Annotated in this window: 20 protein-coding genes; 10 read left to right on the plus strand and 10 right to left on the minus strand. The window is 64.4% G+C overall.

Annotated features, from left to right (window positions below; genetic code table 11):
• Positions 1-20: 20 nt before the first annotated feature.
• Positions 21-527 (plus strand): chemotaxis protein CheW, encoded by a 507-nt coding sequence (locus I3K84_RS02760; RefSeq protein WP_047351342.1) that lies wholly within the window; start codon positions 21-23, stop codon positions 525-527.
• A gap of 68 nt (positions 528-595) precedes the next feature.
• On the opposite strand, the gene I3K84_RS02765 is transcribed toward I3K84_RS02760, so the two are convergent.
• A complete protein-coding gene (locus I3K84_RS02765; protein ID WP_196995461.1) occupies positions 596-1,816 on the minus strand; it encodes a GNAT family N-acetyltransferase in 1,221 nt (406 codons plus the stop codon).
• 305 nt (positions 1,817-2,121) lie between these two features.
• Here I3K84_RS02765 and I3K84_RS02770 point away from each other — a divergent pair, with 305 nt between their 5' ends.
• Positions 2,122-3,786 (plus strand): NAD+ synthase, encoded by a 1,665-nt coding sequence (locus tag I3K84_RS02770; protein WP_172207028.1) that lies wholly within the window; start codon positions 2,122-2,124, stop codon positions 3,784-3,786.
• Positions 3,787-3,854: 68 nt separating this feature from the next.
• The gene (locus tag I3K84_RS02775; protein WP_196995462.1) at positions 3,855-4,193 is read left to right on the plus strand and encodes a P-II family nitrogen regulator; all 339 of its coding nucleotides are present in this window, start codon (positions 3,855-3,857) and stop codon (positions 4,191-4,193) included.
• Positions 4,194-4,243: 50 nt separating this feature from the next.
• Here I3K84_RS02775 and I3K84_RS02780 read toward each other — a convergent pair whose 3' ends face one another.
• The 6 genes from I3K84_RS02780 to I3K84_RS02805 all read right to left on the minus strand — a co-directional run bounded on the left by I3K84_RS02780 (position 4,244) and on the right by I3K84_RS02805 (position 7,784).
• Complete coding sequence (locus I3K84_RS02780; RefSeq protein ID WP_047351339.1) at positions 4,244-4,837, minus strand: TIGR00730 family Rossman fold protein; 594 nt, start codon at positions 4,835-4,837, stop codon at positions 4,244-4,246.
• Positions 4,830-5,231 carry a diacylglycerol kinase gene (locus tag I3K84_RS02785; RefSeq protein ID WP_011805028.1) on the minus strand — a complete coding sequence of 134 codons (402 nt, stop codon included), beginning with the start codon at positions 5,229-5,231 and terminating at the stop codon, positions 4,830-4,832. The genes I3K84_RS02780 and I3K84_RS02785 overlap by 8 nt, the downstream gene beginning before the upstream one ends.
• Before the next feature lie 96 nt (positions 5,232-5,327).
• Complete coding sequence (locus tag I3K84_RS02790) at positions 5,328-5,888, minus strand: RDD family protein (protein ID WP_172207026.1); 561 nt, start codon at positions 5,886-5,888, stop codon at positions 5,328-5,330.
• A 30-nt stretch (positions 5,889-5,918) separates the two neighbouring features.
• Complete coding sequence (locus I3K84_RS02795; protein WP_103737732.1) at positions 5,919-6,746, minus strand: DUF3106 domain-containing protein; 828 nt, start codon at positions 6,744-6,746, stop codon at positions 5,919-5,921.
• A 13-nt stretch (positions 6,747-6,759) separates the two neighbouring features.
• Positions 6,760-7,221 carry a DUF3619 family protein gene (locus tag I3K84_RS02800; protein WP_011805031.1) on the minus strand — a complete coding sequence of 154 codons (462 nt, stop codon included), beginning with the start codon at positions 7,219-7,221 and terminating at the stop codon, positions 6,760-6,762.
• Complete coding sequence (locus I3K84_RS02805) at positions 7,218-7,784, minus strand: RNA polymerase sigma factor (protein ID WP_011805032.1); 567 nt, start codon at positions 7,782-7,784, stop codon at positions 7,218-7,220. The genes I3K84_RS02800 and I3K84_RS02805 overlap by 4 nt, the downstream gene beginning before the upstream one ends.
• Before the next feature lie 274 nt (positions 7,785-8,058).
• Here I3K84_RS02805 and I3K84_RS02810 point away from each other — a divergent pair, with 274 nt between their 5' ends.
• The 7 genes from I3K84_RS02810 (at position 8,059) to I3K84_RS02840 (ending at position 17,237) form a co-directional block, all read left to right on the plus strand.
• Positions 8,059-9,855 (plus strand): acetolactate synthase 3 catalytic subunit, encoded by a 1,797-nt coding sequence (locus tag I3K84_RS02810; protein ID WP_015913459.1) that lies wholly within the window; start codon positions 8,059-8,061, stop codon positions 9,853-9,855.
• A gap of 140 nt (positions 9,856-9,995) precedes the next feature.
• Positions 9,996-10,487: an acetolactate synthase small subunit gene (gene ilvN / locus I3K84_RS02815; protein ID WP_011805034.1), complete on the plus strand. Its 492-nt coding sequence runs from the start codon at positions 9,996-9,998 to the stop codon at positions 10,485-10,487.
• 57 nt (positions 10,488-10,544) lie between these two features.
• The gene (gene ilvC, locus I3K84_RS02820) at positions 10,545-11,561 is read left to right on the plus strand and encodes a ketol-acid reductoisomerase (RefSeq protein WP_011805035.1); all 1,017 of its coding nucleotides are present in this window, start codon (positions 10,545-10,547) and stop codon (positions 11,559-11,561) included.
• Positions 11,562-11,736: 175 nt separating this feature from the next.
• Entirely contained in the window at positions 11,737-12,570 is an 834-nt protein-coding gene (gene pssA, locus I3K84_RS02825) for a CDP-diacylglycerol--serine O-phosphatidyltransferase (RefSeq protein ID WP_011805036.1), read from the plus strand.
• A 222-nt stretch (positions 12,571-12,792) separates the two neighbouring features.
• The gene (gene leuA, locus I3K84_RS02830) at positions 12,793-14,466 is read left to right on the plus strand and encodes a 2-isopropylmalate synthase (protein ID WP_196995463.1); all 1,674 of its coding nucleotides are present in this window, start codon (positions 12,793-12,795) and stop codon (positions 14,464-14,466) included.
• 35 nt (positions 14,467-14,501) lie between these two features.
• Positions 14,502-16,040, plus strand: a complete 1,539-nt coding sequence (locus tag I3K84_RS02835; protein WP_135147787.1) for a 2-isopropylmalate synthase — start codon at positions 14,502-14,504, stop codon at positions 16,038-16,040.
• Positions 16,041-16,154: 114 nt separating this feature from the next.
• Positions 16,155-17,237: a serine hydrolase gene (locus tag I3K84_RS02840; RefSeq protein ID WP_196995464.1), complete on the plus strand. Its 1,083-nt coding sequence runs from the start codon at positions 16,155-16,157 to the stop codon at positions 17,235-17,237.
• A 71-nt stretch (positions 17,238-17,308) separates the two neighbouring features.
• Here I3K84_RS02840 and I3K84_RS02845 read toward each other — a convergent pair whose 3' ends face one another.
• From I3K84_RS02845 to I3K84_RS02855, 3 genes are all read right to left on the minus strand, one after another.
• Entirely contained in the window at positions 17,309-18,121 is an 813-nt protein-coding gene (locus I3K84_RS02845; RefSeq protein WP_011805040.1) for an IclR family transcriptional regulator, read from the minus strand.
• 231 nt (positions 18,122-18,352) lie between these two features.
• A complete protein-coding gene (locus tag I3K84_RS02850) occupies positions 18,353-19,627 on the minus strand; it encodes an acyl-CoA dehydrogenase family protein (protein ID WP_103737727.1) in 1,275 nt (424 codons plus the stop codon).
• A gap of 31 nt (positions 19,628-19,658) precedes the next feature.
• Positions 19,659-20,744 (minus strand): phosphotransferase, encoded by a 1,086-nt coding sequence (locus I3K84_RS02855; protein WP_088886589.1) that lies wholly within the window; start codon positions 20,742-20,744, stop codon positions 19,659-19,661.
• Between the last annotated feature and the right edge of the window lie 101 nt (positions 20,745-20,845).

The following is a 20,845-nucleotide window of genomic DNA, read 5'->3' on the forward strand; positions in this document are numbered from 1 at the left end:
ACATTTCCCTAGGAGTTGCCATGTCGTCTTCCATCGCCCAGCGTCCTTCGTACGGCAACGCCAACGCCAGCGGTGCCGCGGAATACCTGACCTTCCGCCTGGGTGAGGAGGAGTACGGCATCGACATCCTGCGCGTGCAGGAAATCCGCTCCTACGAGCAACCCACCCGCATGGCGCACGCGCCGGAGTTCATCAAGGGCGTGATCGATCTGCGCGGCGTGATCGTGCCGATCGTCGACCTGCGCCTGAAGCTGCAATGCGCCAGCGCCGACTACACCGACTTCACCGTGGTCATCATCCTCAACGTGGGTGGCACGGTGTTGGGCGCTGTGGTGGATGCCGTGGCCGACGTGGTGGCTCTGCCGGCCGATGCCATCAAGCCTGCACCGCAGTTCCAGGGGCAGGTGGATTCGTCCTTTGTGCGTGGCATCGCGACCGTGGGCGAGCGCATGCTGATCGTGGTGGACATCGAATCGCTGCTCAGCAGTTCTGAGATGGGATTGGTGCAGTCGGTCGCGACGGCCTGAGGGCCTTCTCGCTGTATCTCTGCCAAGCGCGCCCATGGGCGCGCTTTTTCATGGCCGCGTCCAGCCCGTCAGCCTGCCCGACGGAAGGGGTTGCGCGCGTGCAGATCCTCCAGGTACTGCTCCACGCCTTCGCCTTCACGCGCCAGGAACCGGTCCACGGCTTCGGCAAACGCCGGGTGCGCCAGCCAGTGGGCGCTCTGCGCGCGCACGGGCAGGAGGGCGCGGGCCATCTTGTGTTCGCCTTGCGCACCGCCTTCGAAACGGTGCACGCCCTGCGCGATGCACCACTCGATGGGCTGGTAGTAGCAGGCCTCGAAATGCAGGCAGTCCACCCGTTCTAGCGCACCCCAGTAGCGGCCATAGGCCACGGATTGCATGTCATTTGGGGTGTTAACGCAGTTGGGATAAGCGCCAACAGCTATCAAACTGGTAGCAATGGGGCGGCCTGCGCGCTCCGCCACGAAAAGCACCCAGGCCTCGGGCATGTGCTGGTGCATGGCGTGGAAGAAGGCCCGCGTCAGGTAGGGCGGATTGCCGTGCTCCAGGTAGGTGCGCTCGTAGCAGCGGTAGAAGAAGTCCCAGTCTGCTGTGGTGATCTGCGTGCCCCGCAGCACGCGAAAGCACACCCCCGCCTGGGCCACGCGCCGGCGCTCCTGGCGGATCTTCTTGCGCTTGTCCTGGTTCAGGGAGGCGAGGAAGCCCTCGAAATCCGCGAACCTTGCACCGTCCATGGGCCGCCGGTTGTGCCAGTGGAACTGCACGGTGCTGCGCAGCAGCATCCCCGCCTGGTGCGCTGCAGCCAGATCCTGCTGCGCGCCGAACAGCAGGTGCAGGGACGACAGCCCCGCCTGCTCCGCCCAGTCCAGCACGGCACGCAGCAGGGCATCCCGCCCGGCATCGTCGCAGGCCATCAGCCGGGTGCCGGGCACCGGCGTGAACGGCACGGCGGCCACGGCCTTGGGGTAGTACGCCAGCCCGTGGCGGGCGTAGGCATCGGCCCAGGCCCAATCGAACACGTACTCACCGTACGAGTGCGCCTTGGCGTACACGATGCAGGCGGCCTGCAGGTCCGTGCCCGCCCACAGGGTGAACACGACGGGCGTCCAGCCCCGGGCGGGCGTGGCGCTGCCGCTGTCTTCGAGCGCGCACAGGTAGGCATGGCGCAGGAAGGGCGTGGGGTGGGGCTGGAGCGCCAGCAGTGCGTCCCATGCATCGGCGCCCACGCGATGGATCGAGTCGTGCAGGTGCAATGCGTAAGCAGGCGTGCTGGCAGGGCAGGGTGTGGTCATGCAGTGGGCGGTGCCGCAATCAGGGCAGAGCGCATCATCTCCCCAAAGCCCGGACCGCGTGGCCGTGGGGATTTCTCCGCGGTGGCGCAGCCTGCTTAAAAATGAGGCGGTGCAGGGGCGGGCGTTATGAATCAACCACTTAAGCCGCATGTGCCCGCCTCGCCCGCAGCTTATCCACAGGTCTGTCCCTGGCCTGTGGGGACAAGCGTGCAGCCGGGGCGTGCCGCAGGGGCAAGGCGCGGCTCGGGGCGGCGCCAGAGCCCGGGTGACATAATCGTCCGAGACCAACCCGCCCCGCTATTCCCATGCCGTTCGTCATCAGCATCGCCCAACTCAACTTCGTGGTGGGCGACGTGCCGGGCAATGCCCAGAAGATTCTTGCGGCCGCGCGCGATGCCCATGCTGCCGGCGCCCGGCTGCTCCTCACGCCCGAGCTGGCGCTGTGCGGCTACGCGGCCGAGGATCTGTACCTGCGGCCAGCCTTCGTGCAGGCGTGCGAGCAGGCACTGGAAGGGTTGGCGGCCGCTACGGCGGATTGGCCGGGGCTGACGGTGGTCGTGGGGCACCCGCGGCGCGTGGCGCACGGGGTGGGCGAGGGGGGGCGCGGCCTGTGCCACAACGCGGCCAGCGTGCTGCGCGCGGGGCGCATCGAGCACACCTACGCCAAGCAGTACCTGCCCAACTACGAAGTCTTCGACGAACGCCGCTATTTCGTCCCCGGGGATGAGAACTGCGTGTTCGAGGTCGATGGCGTGCGCATGGGCCTGCTGATCTGCGAGGACGCGTGGTACCCCGGGCCGGCGCGCAGCGCGCGGGAGGCGGGCGCGCAGGTGCTGGTCACGCTCAATGCGTCGCCCTACCACCTGGGCAAGGCTGTCGAGCGCGAACAGGTGATGCGCGAGCGCGTGCTGGAAACCGGCCTGCCCCTGGTCTATGCGCACTTGGTCGGCGGCCAGGACGAGGTGGTTTTCGAGGGCCGGTCCTTCGCGCTGAATGCCGATGGCAACGTGGCGGCTCGTGCGCCAGGATTTGAAGAAAAAACGCTGCTGATCAAGGTGCAGCAAGCGCAAGCAGCTATTGTTTTGGAAGCGCCAGTGGCGCCACACGAGGGCTGGGAGGCGGAGCTGTGGTCCGCGCTGGTGCTGGGCGTGCGCGACTACGTGGGCAAGAACGGCTTCCCCGGCGTGCTGCTGGGCCTGTCGGGGGGCATGGACTCGGCGCTGGTGCTGGCTATTGCCGTGGACGCGCTGGGCGCCGACAAGGTGCGCACAGTGATGATGCCCTCGCCCTACACGGCCGACATCAGCTGGATCGATGCCCGCGACATGGCCGCCCGGCTGGGGGTGCGCTATGACGAAATCGCCATCGCCCCGCAGTTCGAGGCTTTCAAGACTGCGCTGGCGCCGCAGTTCGCCGGCCTGCCCGAGGACACGACGGAAGAGAATCTGCAAGCGCGCATCCGCGGCATGCTGCTGATGGCGCTGTCGAACAAGTTCGGCAGCCTGGTGCTGACCACGGGCAACAAGAGCGAGCTGGCCACGGGCTACTGCACGCTTTACGGCGACATGGCCGGCGGCTTTGCCGTGATCAAGGACGTGGTCAAGACGCGCGTGTTCGCCCTGGCCCGCTGGCGCAACGCCAATGACCCGTATGGCACCGGCGCGAATCCCATTCCCGAGCGCATCATCACCCGTCCGCCCAGTGCCGAACTGCGTCCCGACCAGAAAGACCAGGACAGTCTGCCGCCCTACGAGGTACTGGACGCCATCGTCGAGCGCTACATGGAAAATGACGAGCCTCTGGAAGACATCGTGCGCGCCGGCTTTGAACGTGCCGATGTCGAACGTGTGACCCGGCTCATCAAGCTCAACGAATACAAGCGCCGCCAGGCGCCTGTGGGCGTGCGCGTCACGCGCCGCAGCTTCGGCAAGGACTGGCGCTACCCCATCACCAACCGATTCAGGGCCTGAGCCCCCTGTGGCGGCCGCTGGGTCGCCGTGCCGTGCCCGCCGTTTTCTAGATATTTGAGGAGTTCCCCATGCAAATGATCACCGCCGTCATCAAGCCCTTCAAACTGGAGGAAGTCCGCGAGGCCTTGGCCGAATGCGGGGTGACGGGGCTGACGGTGACCGAGGTGAAGGGCTTCGGCCGGCAAAAGGGCCACACCGAGCTGTACCGTGGTGCCGAGTACGTGGTGGACTTCCTGCCCAAGGTCAAGATCGAGGTGGTGGTGCGCACCGCAGACGTGGACCGCTGCGTAGACGCGATCGTGGGCGCGGCGCGCACCGGCAAGATCGGCGACGGCAAGATTTTCGTCACCGCCGTGGAGCGCGTGGTGCGCATCCGCACCGGCGACCTGGACGACGCCGCGGTGTAACGAACGGCACGTCTGCCAATCCCGCGCACGCCAGCGCGGTGGGACAGCCGTCAGATCACGCTGCGCAGGGGGATGGCGCTGGCATTCGCGCCTGCGTCCTGCACCAACGCGGTGAGCAGGGCATCGGGCTCCGTACCCACGCGGATCAGGCCCATCTGCCATTCCCCCATGAGCCCGCCATGTACCGCATGCTGCAGGAAGCCCAGCATGCCGCCGTAGTAGCCGTCGGTGTCCAACAGGCCGATGGGCTTGTCGTGGTAGCCCAGCTGGCGCCAAGTCCAGACTTCGAACAGCTCTTCCAGTGTGCCGATGCCGCCCGGCAGGGCGACGAAGGCATCGCTGCGCTCGGCCATCATGGCCTTGCGCTCGTGCATGGTCTGCACGATGTGCAGCTCATCGCAGAAGTGGTTGGCCAGTTCCTTGTCCACGAGAGCCTGCGGAATGATGCCCACGACCCGGCCGCCTGCCACGCGCGTGGCCTCCGCCACCATGCCCATGAGGCCGCTGCGGCCGCCGCCGTAGACCAGCTGGCCGCCGTGGCGGCCTATCCAGTGGCCCACGGCCGTGGCCGCTTCTGTGAACAAGGGGTTGTTGCCCGGGCGAGAGCCCAGGTACACGCAGATCGAAAAAGCGACATCAGCCATGTAGGAACCTTTGGTAGAGCGCGGCCGCCCACACGGCTGCGCACAGCAGCAGGCTGAGCAGCACCGCTGCGCTGCCCAAGTCCTTGGCGCGCTTGGACAGCGGATGCAGTTCATGCCCGACGCGATCGATGGCGGCCTCGATGCCGGAGTTGAGCAACTCGGTGATCAGCACCAACACCACCACCGCCGCCAGTACAGCGGTCTGCATCCAGTCCCGACCGACGTAAAAGGACGAAGGCAGCAGCAGGGCTGCCAGGCACACCTCCTGGCGAAACGCCTTTTCTTCCCAGCCTGCCCGCAGGCCCGTCAGGGAGTAACCCGTGGCATGCCACAGCCGGCGCAAGCCGGTGCGTTGCTTGTGGGGGTGTGGTGCGGAGGAGGTGGGATCAGGCATTCGGACGGTGATTGTCGCGCTATGGGAAGGCGAACTGCAGGGGTTGTGCGCATAGCTTGCGCGTCAGATGCACACGTGCGTGGCCCAGTCCGCCCCTCAACCCTTGCGGCGGGGCGGCACTTCGTAATGCACCAGGCGGGTACCGGCGAGTGCGTCGTGCCAGAACTGGCGTTGCGGGTGAAATCGGCTGAGCAGGGCCCATACCGCGACCCAGCCCGCCACGATGACGGTCGCTTCGCCCGCAGACAGTTGAAAGGGTGCGATCACCGCCAATGGGGGCAGGAACCACAGCCAGCACAACAAGTAGCGCAGCAGCGCCCGTGGTTGCGAGAGGGAGCGCCCCTGCCGATCTTCCACCCGGATGTGCCAGGTCTTCATGGCAAGCGTGTGTCCCTGGGACCAGAACCAGACGAAGTAGATGCCGAACACCACGAACAGAAAGGCCTGCAGCGCGTGGCGGTTGTCCAGCCCATGCCGCGTCTGTGTCAGGGTGCCGAACAGGTAGCCCGCGATGAACACCACCCCGAACATCAACATGCCCTCATACAACCAGCAGGCCATGCGGCGCCGCAGTGGAGGGGCGATCGCGCGGGATGCCGCCGGGGCGGCAGCGTCGGAAGGGTGGGGGGTCTGCGGATTGGCGCGCGAGGCAGTCATGCGGGACGGCGAACGGAGGTCATGCACCGATCATTGCGGCGGATGCAGGGGGGTCAGGTCCACTGGCGGTTCCGGAGCGGGTTCGGGGACCGAGGCGGGCGCAAGGGGGGGGAGCGGCGCAGGCAGTGCGGACGGGATCGTGACCGGCGATGTTTGCACGACCACGGGGGGCGGCACCGGCAAGGCCTGGGGCGAATGGAATTCCGCTGGCGGCTGGATTTTCGGAGGGTTGGGGACGGCCGGTGGCGCATTGGTGGCTGCAGGGACGCGGGCCAGCTTCTTGGGGGACACCGGGCGTACCGTGGTGGCTGCGCCGGTCGGCCGCGGCGCCGCCTTGGCCGCCAGGCGCTTCTTCTCTTCCGCACTCAGCGCCTGGTATGCCTCCCATCGGGCACGCCGGCTGTCGGCCGGGAGCCTGCTGGCGGCGGCATAGTTCAGTCGCGCCTGGCTGCGCTGCTGAGTGCTGAGGCTGGCCCAATCGGTAATGCGTGCGAGCATCTTCGCCTGCTCGTCCTCAGAGAGTGCGTGAAAGCCCGCCGCCAGGTTGAGCCAGTTGCGCTTTTGCCCTTCGCTGAGCACGCTCCAGCGGTCTGCAAGGGGGTAGAGCGCTTCTTTCTGAGGAGTGCTCAGTTCTGTCCAGCGGGGGCCGGCCTCGGCTTGCGGAGCCTGCCGGGGCTCGCTGTAGATTTTGTGCCTGCCATCTCCCAGCGCCTCGGCCGGGACAGGGGTACTGGGCGCCACCCGCACATAGGCAGCCATCCACCACCCCGTCGTCGCCAGCGCACCCAGCAAGACAAAAGCCAGCAAGAATGCTGCTGGCAGGTGGGAGCGTGGGGCGTGCGGGGACGGCTCGTGCATGCAGGCAGTGATCTTATTGCGTCGTATTGGCTGTCTTGAGGTATTGCAGGAAGCCGGGGTCAGCATAGGCCGACGGGGGAAGATCGTCGGTCAGAAGCGCAGCGTCGACTTCGGCGATTTCGGTGGCCACCGTCTCGTCCTGCGCCATATTGATGAAGACCAGCCCCACCACCAGCGCCGTCAGCGGCACGGCGGATACCAGGGCGCGCCACCAGTTGCCACCTTCGCTGCCCCAGCCGCTGAGCGTGGCAGTGGAGCCTTGCGAAGACACGTGCGTGGCCGCGGCTGTCTGACGGGCAGACTGTACGGCGGGGCGCTTGCGCTGCGCCAACGCCTGCATGCGGGCGGCGCGCAGGCGCTCGGTGATGTCGTAGGGAAGGCTGGCATTGCCTTCGCTCAGGCGCGCCGTAAGGCGGCGGGCGAACGCATCCGCGGCCTGGGTGATTTCCGGCGGGTATTCTGGAGGGCGGTTCATAGCACGATTCCTTTGGCCTTCAGTGCCTTGCTGAGGGTTTGGATGGCCCGAAAGCAGTGTGTCTTGACGCTGCCTTCGGAGCAACCCATGGCGGCTGCGGTTTCTGCGACATCCATTTCCTCCCAGTAACGCATCAAAAATGCCTCCCGTTGACGCGGGGGCAGTTCTTGGATCTCGGCATCGATATCGCGCAGTACCTGTGCGCGACGCACGGAATCCTCAGCACTCTGTGCCATTTCGCCATTGGCAGCGGCGTGTACCTCGAGAAAATCAAAATCTGAACCATCGTCCGACGGGCCCTCGAAGTCGCTCAGGCTGGAAAAAAGCGCATTGCGCGTCTTCTGTCGCCGGAACCAATCCAGCATGCAGTTGGTGAGGATGCGCTGGAAGAGCATGGGCAGCTCGGCCGGCGGCTTGTCGCCATAGTGCTCGGCCAGCTTGAGCATGCTGTCCTGAACGATGTCCAACGCGGCTTCCTCATTGCGCACATGGTAAAGCGTGCGCTTGAAAGCACGCTTGTCCACGCTTTTGAGGAAGTCGGAGAGCTCTTGTTCAGTAGCCAAAGGCAAAAACCCAAGGAGGGCGAAAGCGGAGTGCGTGCGGCAAGCTGCGAAAGGCGGATTATCGCATTGCCGCGTATTTTTTATGCCGTGCTGCGCCAACTGCATGTGTGCAGTGCAATAATGTGTACTGCAATTCAAAAAGGCAAACGGGTCCCGGTCCGGCGCAACACTCCTGGCGCCCATGGCCGAGGCCTCAAGTCCCAAGTCGGCTTCACAAGAGTTCGTACAAGGGGCACCCAAGGTTTTTCGTTAGAGAAATTCGCAAAGGTTGATCATGGAAATCTCCAAGGCCGAACTCACGTCGGCGGCTGCGGCCTCTCGCGGCGGCAACTCCTCATCCTCTCCCGGCGCCCAGGACCTCATGGGGTCCGAGATCCTTGTCAAGGCTCTGCAGGCCGAGAATGTCCAGTACATCTGGGGCTACCCCGGCGGCGCCGTGCTGTACATCTACGACGCGCTGTACAAGCAGGACACCATTCAGCACGTGCTGGTGCGCCACGAACAGGCGGCGGTGCACGCGGCCGACGGTTATGCCCGCGCGACGGGCGAGGTCGGGGTGGCGCTGGTGACTTCCGGTCCCGGATTGACGAATGCCGTGACGGGCATCGCCACGGCGTATATGGATTCGATCCCCATGGTGATCATCTCCGGCCAGGTGCCCACACCCGCGATCGGGCTGGATGCCTTCCAGGAGTGCGACACCGTGGGCATCACGCGCCCCATCGTCAAGCACAACTTCCTGGTCAAAGATGTGCGCGACCTGGCGGTGACGCTCAAAAAAGCCTTCCATATCGCGCGCACCGGCCGTCCCGGCCCCGTGGTGGTGGATATCCCGAAGGATGTGTCGTTCAAGAAGACCGCTTTCCATGGTTATCCGCAGAGCGTGGAAATGCGCTCTTACAACCCCGTCAAGAAGGGGCATGGCGGCCAGATCCGCAAGGCGCTGCAACTGCTGCTGGCCGCGAAACGACCTTATATCTACACCGGCGGCGGCGTGCTGCTGGGCAATGCGGTGCCCGAGCTGCGCACGCTGGTCGACATGCTGGGCTATCCGGTCACCCACACGCTGATGGGTCTGGGTGCCTACCCGGCCACCGACCGCAAATTCCTGGGCATGCTGGGCATGCACGGCACGATCGAGGCCAACAATGCCATGCAGAACTGCGACGTGCTGCTGGCCGTGGGTGCGCGCTTTGATGACCGCGTGATCGGCAATCCCAAGCATTTCGCGCAGAACGAGCGCAAGATCATCCATATCGATATCGACCCGTCGAGCATTTCCAAGCGCGTGAAGGTGGACATTCCGATCGTGGGCGATGTCAAGGACGTGCTGACCGAGCTGATCTCTATGATCCGCGAGACCACGACACGCCCCGACGCTGGTGCGCTGTCGGCGTGGTGGGAGCAGATCGAGAACTGGCGCGGCCGCGACTGCCTGAAGTACGACCGCGGGAACACCGAGGTGATCAAGCCGCAGTACGTGATCGAGACGCTGTGGAATATGACCCGTGATGCGGACGCCTACGTCACCTCCGATGTGGGCCAGCATCAGATGTGGGCCGCCCAGTTCTACAAGTTCGACGAGCCGCGCCGCTGGATCAACTCCGGCGGCCTGGGCACCATGGGCGTGGGCATTCCCTATGCCATGGGCATCAAGCTGGCCAAGCCCGAGTCTGAGGTGTTCTGCGTGACGGGCGAAGGCTCGGTGCAGATGAACATCCAGGAGCTCTCCACCTGCCTGCAGTACAACACCCCCATCAAGGTGCTGTCGCTCAACAACCGCTACCTGGGCATGGTGCGCCAGTGGCAAGAAATTGAGTACTCCGGCCGCTACAGCCACAGCTACATGGATGCGCTGCCCAACTTCGTGAAGCTGGCCGAGGCCTATGGCCACGTGGGCATGCTCATCGAGCGCCCGCAGGACGTGGAGCCGGCGCTGCGCGAAGCGCGCAAGCTCAAGGACCGCACGGTGTTCCTGGACTTCCGGACCGACCCCACCGAGAACGTGTTCCCGATGGTGCAGGCTGGCAAGGGCATCACCGAGATGCTGCTGGGGTCGGAAGACCTTTAAGCATCAAAAAGGCCTGTAACGCTTGCCTGGCAAGCGCTGGTAGCTATTTATTTAATACCGTTTTCTGACGAATCTATTGTCTGCCAAGCCTGGCGCTTACCGGCGCCAGGGGAGGGCAGCGAGAAGAGGAAGCTCATCCCATGAAACACATCATCGCCGTCCTGCTGGAGAACGAACCGGGTGCGCTGTCGCGCGTCGTTGGCCTGTTTTCCGCGCGGGGCTACAACATCGAATCGCTGACCGTGGCGCCCACCGAGGACGCGTCCCTGTCGCGCATGACCATCCAGACCCATGGATCGGAAGACGTGATCGAGCAGATCACCAAGCACCTGAACCGCCTCATCGAGGTGGTCAAGGTGGTTGACCTGACCGAAGGCGCCTACACCGAGCGCGAACTCATGATGGTGAAGGTGCGCGCCGTGGGCAAGGAGCGCGAAGAGATGAAGCGCATGGCCGACATCTTTCGCGGACGCATCATCGACGTGACCGAAAAGAGCTACACGATCGAGCTGACCGGCGACCAGTCCAAGAACGACGCTTTCCTGCAGGCCATCGACCGTACCGCCATTTTGGAGACGGTGCGCACGGGCGCCAGCGGCATCGGCCGTGGCGAACGCATCCTGCGTGTGTAAGTACGACAATCCCCCCGTTTTCCTTTCCCCCTGAACAGAATCCCAACCGGAGCGACCATGAAAGTTTTCTACGACAAAGACTGTGATCTGAGCCTCATCAAGGGCAAGACCGTGGCCATCATCGGCTATGGCAGCCAAGGCCACGCCCATGCCCAAAACCTCAACGACAGCGGCGTGAAGGTCGTGGTCGGCCTGCGCAAGGGCGGCGCTTCGTGGGACAAGGTCGGCAAGGCCGGCCTGACGGTCAAGGAAGTGAACGACGCCGTGAAGGAAGCCGACGTCGTCATGATCCTGCTGCCCGACGAGCAGATCGCCGAGGTCTACAAGAACAACGTCGAGCCCCACATCAAGCAGGGCGCCTCGCTGGCCTTTGCCCACGGCTTCAACGTGCACTACAACCAGGTCGTGCCCCGCGCCGATCTGGACGTGTGGATGGTGGCGCCCAAGGCCCCCGGCCACACCGTGCGCAACACCTACACCCAGGGCGGCGGCGTGCCCCACCTGGTGGCCGTGCACCAGGACAAGTCCGGCAAGGCGCGTGACCTGGCGCTGTCCTACGCCATGGCCAATGGCGGCGGCAAGGCCGGCATCATCGAGACCAACTTCAAGGAAGAGACCGAGACCGACCTGTTCGGCGAGCAGGCCGTGCTGTGCGGTGGCGCTGTCGAGCTGATCAAGATGGGCTACGAGACGCTGGTGGAAGCCGGCTACGCCCCCGAGATGGCCTACTTCGAGTGCCTGCACGAGCTCAAGCTCATCGTGGACCTGATCTACGAAGGCGGCATCGCCAACATGAACTACTCGATCTCGAACAACGCCGAGTTCGGCGAGTACGTGACCGGCCCTGAAGTGATCAACGAGCAGTCGCGCGCCGCCATGCGCAATGCCCTGAAGCGCATCCAGAACGGCGACTACGCCAAGATGTTCATCCAGGAAGGCCGCCTGAACTACCCGAGCATGACGGCCCGCCGCCGCAACACCGCCGACCACAGCATCGAAGTGGTGGGTGCCCAGCTGCGTGCGATGATGCCCTGGATCGCCAAGAACAAGCTGGTGGACCAGACGCGCAACTGATGCGTGAGCGCGGCCGGGCCGCGCTGGCGTCTTTCCCCAAGGCCACCCCGGTGGCCTTTTTTGCGTGCGGGGCAGCGGCTACACTGCGTCCTTTTCCGCACGCGTGTGCGGAACAAAAATACTATTGATTTAATAGCTGTTGGCGCTTGCTGGATGGGCGCTGGAGGTCGATTGAATGCATGATGGCAACGACGCCGCCGAAAACACGGGCGTGATGGTGCGCAAGCGCCGCAAGGGCATCTACATCCTGCCCAACCTGTTCACGCTGGCAGCGTTGTTTGGCGGGTTCTACGCCATTGTCATGGCCATGAATGGCCGCTTCGACTATGCGGCGGTGGGAGTGTTCTGCGCCATGGTGCTGGACAGCCTGGATGGCCGCGTGGCGCGCATGACCAACACGCAAAGCGCGTTCGGCGAGCAGATGGATTCGCTGTCGGACATGGTGTCCTTCGGCGTGGCGCCTGCACTGATCGCCTACGAGTGGGCCCTCAGCGGCCTGGGGCGCTGGGGCTGGATCGCGGCCTTCGTCTACTGTTCATGCGCTGCCCTGCGGCTGGCGCGCTTCAACGTCAACACCGGCACCGTGGACAAGCGCTGGTTCCAGGGGCTTCCATCTCCGGCCGCGGCGGCGCTGGTGACGGGCTTTATCTGGCTGCTGTCCGACGCGGGTGTGCAGCGTGGGCAGGACGGCCTGCTGACCTGGAGCCAGCTCACCTGGGTGATGTTCGGGCTGACGCTGTACGCCGGGCTCACCATGGTGACCAATGCGCCGTTCTATAGCTTCAAGGACCTGCACCTCAAGCGCAGCGTGCCCTTCACGGCCATCGTGCTCATCGTGCTGGGGATCGCCATCATCAACATCCATGCGCCCACGGTGCTGTTCAGCATTTTCGTGGCTTATGGATTGAGCGGCTACGGCGTGTATGCATGGCGGCGTGCCAAGGGGTATCGGGCCAGCGTGATCAGCACCTCCAAGGACGAGCCCGAGGAGCGCGGGTTGCACGAGTAGCCCTGCGTGTCGCCGTGTGTTTTTTTGTGCTAGAGTCGTTCGCATGCATTTCCTGTCGCTAGCACTGCTACTGAACTTGTCCCTCGGGCAGGCATAGTAGCGCGCGCGTACACACCTACTTCCCACGGCCCGTGAGCACCAGCGACGGGCCGTTTTTGTTTTTCCGGGGTCGCTGGAGCACAGGTCAGACACCTACCTTGTTCCACGAAAGAGAGAATTCCGATGCTGCAGAACCCCGCCGCCAAATACCGTCCCTTTGCCCCCGTGCGCTTGACGGACCGCACCTGGCCCGACGCGGTGATCGACCGCGCGCCCATCTGGTGCAGTGTGGACCTGCGCGACGGCAACCAGGCGTTGATCGAGCCCATGGATATCGCGCGCAAGATGCGCATGTTCGAGCAACTGGTGAAGATCGGATTCAAGGAGATCGAGGTGGGCTTCCCGTCGGCCTCCCAGGTCGAGTTCGACTTCGTGCGCAAGCTCATCGAGGAAGATCGCATTCCTGACGACGTGACCATTCAGGTGCTGACCCAGGCGCGCGACCATCTGATCCGTCGCACGTTTGAGGCTTTGGAAGGCGCGCCCCGCGCCATCGTCCACCTCTATAACGCCACCGCGCCTGTGATGCGCCGCGTGGTGCTGGACATGAGCGAGGAGGAAATCGTGGAGCTGGCGCGTGGCAACGCGCAGATGTTCAAGGACATCGCTGCCCAGTACCCCCTTACCGACTGGACGTTCCAGTATTCGCCTGAGATGTACTCGGACACCGAACTGGAGTTTTCCAAGCGTGTGATCGATGCGGTGACCGACGTGTGGCAGCCGACACCCCAGAAGAAGTGCATCATCAATCTGCCGACCACGGTGGAGCACTCCACGCCGAACATCTTCGCGGACATGGTCGAGTGGACGCACCGCCACATCCAGCGCCGCGACTGCGTGGTGCTGTCGGTGCACCCGCACAACGACCGCGGCACCGGCACGGCAACGGCGGAGCTGGCCTTGATGGCGGGCGCCGACCGCCTGGAGGGCTGCCTCTTCGGCAACGGCGAACGTACGGGTAACCTGGACGTGGTGAACGTGGCCCTCAACATGTACACGCAAGGCGTGCATCCGGGGCTGGACTTTTCGGACATCGACGGCATCCGCAGCACCGTGGAGTACTGCAACCAGTTACCCGTGCACCCGCGCCATCCGTACGTGGGCGATCTGGTCTATACCTCGTTCTCCGGTTCGCATCAGGACGCCATCAAGAAAGCATTTGCCGCCCGGCGCGTGGGCGACATCTGGGAGATGCCCTACCTGCCGATCGATCCCAAGGATCTGGGGCGCAGTTATGAAGCCATCATTCGCGTCAACAGCCAGTCCGGCAAGGGCGGCATCGCGTATCTGTTGGAGAGTGAATACGGCGTGCAACTGCCGCGGCGCTTGCAGATCGAGTTCAGCCAGGCAGTGCAGCGCGAAATGGACACCAGCGGCAAGGAGCTCACGGCCGCCGACCTGTGGAGTTTGTTCGAGCGCGAATACCGGCTGGACGAGGCAGCAACGCCGGTATACCGTATGGAAGGCGAAAACGGCACGGTTGCATTGCGCGGACAACTGCCCTGGCAAGGCCAGACGCTGCAGATTGAAGGCGAAGGCACAGGCCCGATCGACGCTTTCGTGCAGGCCGTGGCCGCTGCGCTGGACTGCGATGTGCGCGTGCTGGACTACAACGAACATGCCATCAGCGAGGGCGCCCACGCCAAGGCCGTGGCCTATGTCGAGATGCGCATCGATGATCGCCACACCGTATATGGGGTGGGCATGGATGCCAATATCGTGTCAGCCTCGATCCGTGCCATTCTTTCGGGGCTGCAGCGTGCTCCGCAAGTCCAAGCCCAGGTGATGGTTGCCTGATTCCCTATCCCCACAACGACCTCAAGAGACGATCCATGACCGACAAGCTCATCATTTTCGACACCACCTTGCGCGACGGCGAGCAGTCGCCGGGAGCTTCCATGACGCGCGATGAAAAGCTGCGCATTGCCCGTCAACTGGAGCGGCTGCGTGTGGATGTGATCGAGGCGGGTTTTGCCGCCAGTTCCAACGGCGACTTCGAATCGGTGCAGGCCATTGCGCGCGCAGTGAAGGACTCCACGGTCTGCTCGCTGGCACGTGCCAACGACCGGGACATCGCACGTGCTGCCGAGGCGCTCAAAGAAGCGAGCCGCGCGCGCATCCACACATTCATCGCCACCAGCGCGCTGCACATGGAAAAGAAGCTGCGCATGACGCCCGAGCAGGTGCTGGAGCAAGCCAGGCAGGCGGTGCGTTTTGCACGCAACCTGGTGGAGGACATCGAATTCAGCCCCGAGGATGGCTACCGCAGCGATCCGGACTTCCTGTGCCGCGTGATCGAGACGGTGATCGCGGAGGGCGCCACCACCATCAACGTGCCCGACACCGTGGGTTACGCCATTCCCGAGCTGTACGGCAACTTCATCAAGAACCTTCGCGAGCGCATTCCCAACAGTGACAAGGCCATCTGGTCCGTGCACTGCCACAACGATCTGGGCATGGCGGTCGCCAACTCGCTGGCGGGTGTGAAGATCGGCGGGGCACGCCAGGTGGAGTGCACCATCAACGGCCTGGGCGAGCGTGCGGGCAACTGTTCGCTGGAGGAGGTGGTGATGGCCGTGAAGACGCGGCGCGACTACTTCGGCCTGGACGTCGGCATCGATACCCAGCACATCGTGGCCGCCAGCCGCATGGTCAGCCAGACCACCGGCTTTGTGGTGCAGCCCAACAAGGCCGTGGTGGGCGCCAATGCGTTCGCCCACGCCTCGGGCATCCACCAGGACGGCGTGCTCAAGGCGCGCGACACGTACGAGATCATGCGCGCCGAGGACGTGGGCTGGAGCGCCAACAAGATCGTGCTGGGCAAACTCAGCGGCCGCAATGCGTTCAAGCAACGTCTGCAGGAACTGGGCGTCCAGTTGGAGAGCGAAGGCGAAATCAACGTGGCGTTTGCCAAATTCAAGGAACTCGCCGACCGCAAGAGCGAGATTTTTGACGAGGACATCCTGGCACTCGTGAGCGACGAAAGCGTGACCAGCGAGAAGGAGCAGTTCGGCTTCGTGTCCCTGGCGCAGCACAGCGAAACGGGCGAGCGGCCCGAGGCGACCATCGTGTTCACCGTGGACGGCAAGGAAGTCCGCAGCTCCTCGGAGGGCAACGGCCCGGTCGATGCCTCGATGAAGGCCATCGAGGCGCATGTGCGCAGCGGTGCCGAGATGGTGCTGTACTCGGTGAATGCCATCAGTGGCTCCACCGAAAGCCAGGGCGAAGTCACCGTGCGGTTGCAGAGCGCCGGCCGCGTGGTGAATGGCGTAGGGGCCGACCCCGACATCGTGGTGGCATCGGCCAAAGCCTACCTCAGTGCCCTGAATAAATTACAAAGTAAAGCTGAGCGCGTGGCAGCACAGGGCTGATACCGCGTCCTATAATTCAGGCACTTTCTAAAAGAGTCGCGCAAGGTATTGATCTTGCGCGACTTTTTTTGATTTTGTACACTGCCACACAGTTTTTGCTGCTTGGAGCATTTGATGCATATGCGCGCTCGCATCGTCTCCCGTATCTCTCAGGGATTGGCCCTTCTGGTGATGGGCATCGCACTGGCCTCGCCCGGCGTGCATGCGGCCGAACGCAAGAAGGCGGTGGCAAAAAAAGCCGCGTCCACCGCGGTTGCCAAACGCACCCCCGCTAAATCGTCGGCCAAGGCGCCCCGCCGGACCGTGGCCGTGAAGGCGGCGCGCGCGTCTGCGGTGAGTGCCCGTGCGCCCGTGCGTGTAGCGGCGGAGCCCGCGCGCCTCTCGTTCGGGCAGTTGGCAGGGCTGCACGATGTGAGCGATCCGCTGGACCTGAAGTCGAGCGTGGCACTGGTGATCGATCAGGACACGAAGGAAGTTCTCCTCAGCAAGAATGACCATGCCGTGCTGCCCATCGCTTCGTTGACCAAGCTGATGACCGGCTTGCTCGTTTCCGAGGCGCACTTGCCCATGGACGAGCTCATCACGATCACGCAGGACGACGTGGATACGGAAAAGGGCAGCGGCTCGCGGCTTGCGGTGGGAACGACACTCTCGCGCGGTGAACTGCTGCACCTGGCCCTCATGTCCAGTGAGAACCGCGCCGCCCATGCGCTGGGACGCACCTTCCCGGGCGGGCTGGATACGTTCGTGGCGCGCATGAATGCCAAGGCGAAGCTGCTGGGCATGGCGGATACGCGCTTTGTCGAGCCCACCGGCCTGTCCAGCCGCAACCAGTCCAGCGCGCACGACCTGGCGACGCTCGTGAATGTGGCGCATGGAGACGCATTGCTGCGTGAACTCTCCACGTCTCCAAGCCACGAGGTCGCCGTTGGCCGGCGCACCCTGCAATACAACAACACCAACCGGCTGGTGAAGAGCCCTTCGTGGGATATCGGCCTGCAGAAGACCGGCTACATCTCGGAAGCGGGGCGCTGCCTGGTGATGCAGGCGGAGGTGGCGGGCCGCAAGTTGATCATGGTGTTCCTCGATTCGGCAGGAAAGTTCAGCCGTCTGGGCGACGCAGAGCGCGTGCGCTCCTGGGTCGAGAAGACTCACCCCAGCGCCGGCGCCATCCTGCACGCAGGAACCAACGGTTAGCCGCGGCTGACTGCGGCCGCGGGTCGCATGCGTCTTGCGGCCCACCCGCCAAACGGCTGGCGTCAGGCCATTCAGGTCTTGAGCGGGCCGTCCAGCGCCGTGCGCTGCCCAGCCGTATAACCCAGCGCCTGGGAAATTTCATCGGCGGTGGACTGGAGCTTGGGCAGCCATCCGTCATCCAGTCGGTCAGCGGGCGCGGAAATTGACAGGCCTGCCACGAGCTGGCCCTGGTCGTCAAAGACCCCCGCCGCGATGCAGCGCACCCCGAGTTCCAACTCCTCGTTGTCCCGCGCAATGCCGTATTGGCGCGCCTTGCCCAGTTCACGTTCCAGGATGGGCAACTGGGTGATGCTGTTGCGCGTGTGCCCTGGCAGGCCGGTACGCGTGGCGTACGCGCGCACGCGCTGCGGATCGTCGGCCGCAAGGAAGAGCTTGCCTGTAGAGGTGAGGTGCAGGGGGGCGTGGCCGCCAATGGCGCGCACCACCTGCATGCCCGAACGCTCGCTGTAAGCGCGTTCCACGTACACGATCTCGTCCCCCTGGCGCACGCTGAGGTTCACCGGCTGCTGGATCTGCTTGTGCAATTGCCGCATGGGTGCCATCGCGGCGTCGCGCACGCTCAGGCGTCCCTTCACCAGATTGCCCAGCTCCAACAGGCGCATGCCCAGGCGGTAGCTGCCCGACTCAGGACGGTCCACGAAACGGCCGATGGTCAGGTCATTGAGGATACGGTGGGTGGTGGACGGATGCAGGCCCGTCTTCTCGCTGATCTCCTTCAGCGAGATGGCTTCCTCGCGCGAAGCGAGTACGTCAATCAACTGGAACATGCGCTCCAGCACCTGGACACTGGGCTTGGCGGGCGCGTCCGGCGAGTGTTTCTTCATGAGGCAGGGCAGAACCAAGGAACCGGTGATTTTATCTTGTGAAATGCCGCGCTGCTTTTACGCACTGGCTGTCCGGCCGGTCCGTGCCTTCCTCCGTGCGGCGCCAGGCCTCGTGCAGGGAGCTGCAGCGAAGACTTGAACGCAGGCTGATAAAAACTTGCGGCCTAGCCACCCCAATGGGTAGGCCAGGCCGGGACGAATCTTCAACTGCGGAGCAAGGTCCCGCTGCGCTCAAGCGCCGCGGGTGACCGGTTGGGCCGCACCGCGACCGTAGGTGCCGTACTTGCCTAGTTCCCATTTGGCAATGGCGTTGCGGTGCACCTCATCCGGGCCGTCGGCGAAGCGCAGGGTGCGCGCGTTGGCATAGGCGTAGGCCAGCGGGAAATCGTCGCTCACGCCGCCGCCGCCATGCACCTGCATGGCCCAGTCGATCACCTGGCAGGCCATGCTGGGGGCGACGACCTTGATCATGGCGATCTCGGTCTTGGCGACCTTATTGCCCACGGTGTCCATCATCCAGGCGGCCTTGAGCGTGAGCAGGCGCGCCATGTCGATCTTGCAGCGGGCTTCGGCAATGCGTTCCTGGGTCACGCTCTGTTGTGCCAGCGTCTTGCCGAAGGCCACCCGGTTGCTGGCGCGGCGGCACATCAGTTCCAGCGCGCGCTCGGCCTGGCCGATCAGGCGCATGCAGTGGTGGATGCGCCCGGGGCCCAGGCGTCCCTGGGCGATCTCGAACCCACGGCCTTCGCCCAGCAGGATGTTGTCCACCGGTACGCGCACGTTCTCGAAGAGGACTTCGGCGTGGCCGTGCGGCGCATCGTCATAACCGAACACGTTGAGTGCACGCACCACCGTGATGCCTGGCGTATCGGCTGGCACCACGATCATGCTTTGTTGCGAGTGCTTGGGCGCCTCGGGGTCGGTCTTGCCCATGGTGATGAACACCTTGCAGCGCGGGTCGTTGGCGCCGCTGGTCCACCACTTGCGCCCATTGATCACGTAATGGTCGCCCTGGCGCTCGATGCGCGTTTCGATGTTGGTGGCGTCGCTGGAGGCGACATCGGGCTCGGTCATGGCAAAGGCCGAGCGCATGCGCCCTTCCAGCAGCGGCTTGAGCCACTGGGCCTTGATGGCCTCGGACCCATAACGCGCGATGGTCTCCATGTTGCCCGTGTCGGGGGCCGAGCAGTTGAACACTTCGCTGGACCACAGCACGCGGCCCATGATCTCCGCCAGCGGCGCGTACTCGGCGTTGGTCAACCCGGCGCCTTCGTAGCCCGATGCTTGGGCGGTGTCCACCGGCAGGAACAGGTTCCACAGCCCCGCGGCCTGCGCCTTGGGTTTCAGGTTTTCGATGGTTTGCAGTGGTGTCCAGCGCCTGCCCGCGGCGGTGTTGGCCGCCATCTCCTCGGCATAGGCCTTCTCGGCGGGGTAGATGTGGTCGTCCATGAACTGGATCAGGCGCGCCTGCAGTTCCTTGGTCTTGGGCGAGTAATCGAAGTCCATGGGGTGCTTTCTCGTCAGTGGGGAAGGGGGATCAACTCTTTTGCGCGAAGGACCACGCCAGCTGCGCCATGGGCCGTGCGGTGGCGCCAGCGGCTTTTGCCTGTGCGCTGGCGGCCGTGCCGGCCTCCACGCGCTTGGCAATGCCTTGCAGGATGGCGGCGATGCGGAACATGTTGTAGGCCAGGTAGAAGTTCCAGTCCCGGTGCAGCGCATCCACGTCGGTGATGCCGGTGCGTTCGCAGTAGCGCTGGATGTAGTCGCGCTCGCACGGGATGCCCAGCGCCGCCAGGTCCAGCCCGCCGATGCCCCGGCTCAGCGATGCGGGGATGTGCCAGCTCATGCAGTGGTAGGCAAAGTCCGCGAGCGGATGGCCCAGGGTGGACAGCTCCCAGTCCAGCACCGCGATCACACGTGGCTCGGTGGGGTGGAACACGAGGTTGTCCAGCCGATAGTCGCCATGCACGATGGACACGCGGGTTGCGTCGCGCGCGCTGTCGGGCATGTGCGCGGGCAGCCATTGCATCAGCGCGTCCATCTCGGCGATGGGCTGGGTGACCGAGGCGGTGTACTGCTTGCTCCAGCGCGAGATCTGGCGTTCGAAGTAATTGCCCGGCTTGCCGTAGTCCGCCAGGCCGCGCGCCGTGAAGTCCACCCGGTGCAGGGCGGCGATCACGCGGTTCATCTCGTCGTAGATCGTCGCGCGTTCGGCCGGCTGCATGCCGGGCAGCGACTGGTCCCACAGCACGCGGCCCTGCATGAACTCCATCAGATAAAACGCGCGCCCGATGACGGACTCGTCCTCGCACAGCGCAATCATGCGCGGCACGGGCACGTCGGTGCCGGCGAGCCCGCGCATGACCGCGTATTCGCGCTCGATGGCGTGTGCCGACGGCAGCAGCTTGGCCACCGGGCCGGGCTTGGCGCGCATCACATAGCTGCGCGTGGGGGTCACGAGCTTATAGGTGGGGTTGGACTGGCCGCCTTTGAACATCTCCACCGTGAGCGGTCCGGCAAACCCTTCCACATGCTGCGACAGCCAGGCAGTGAGCGCGTTGGTGTCGAAGGCATGCTGCTCGGAGACGGGGCGTGTGCCGATGAAGTGCTCGAAGTTGCTCATGGGGATGGAGGGTTCTTTCAAAAAAGTGAGCTGCTTGCGCTTGTCAGCTATGGAATCCAAAGGCTTTTCACATGGAAACCATTGCGGGACAAGCGCTGGAA

This window comes from Diaphorobacter sp. JS3051, from assembly GCF_015832135.1.
GTDB lineage: Bacteria > Pseudomonadota > Gammaproteobacteria > Burkholderiales > Burkholderiaceae_C > Diaphorobacter > Diaphorobacter nitroreducens.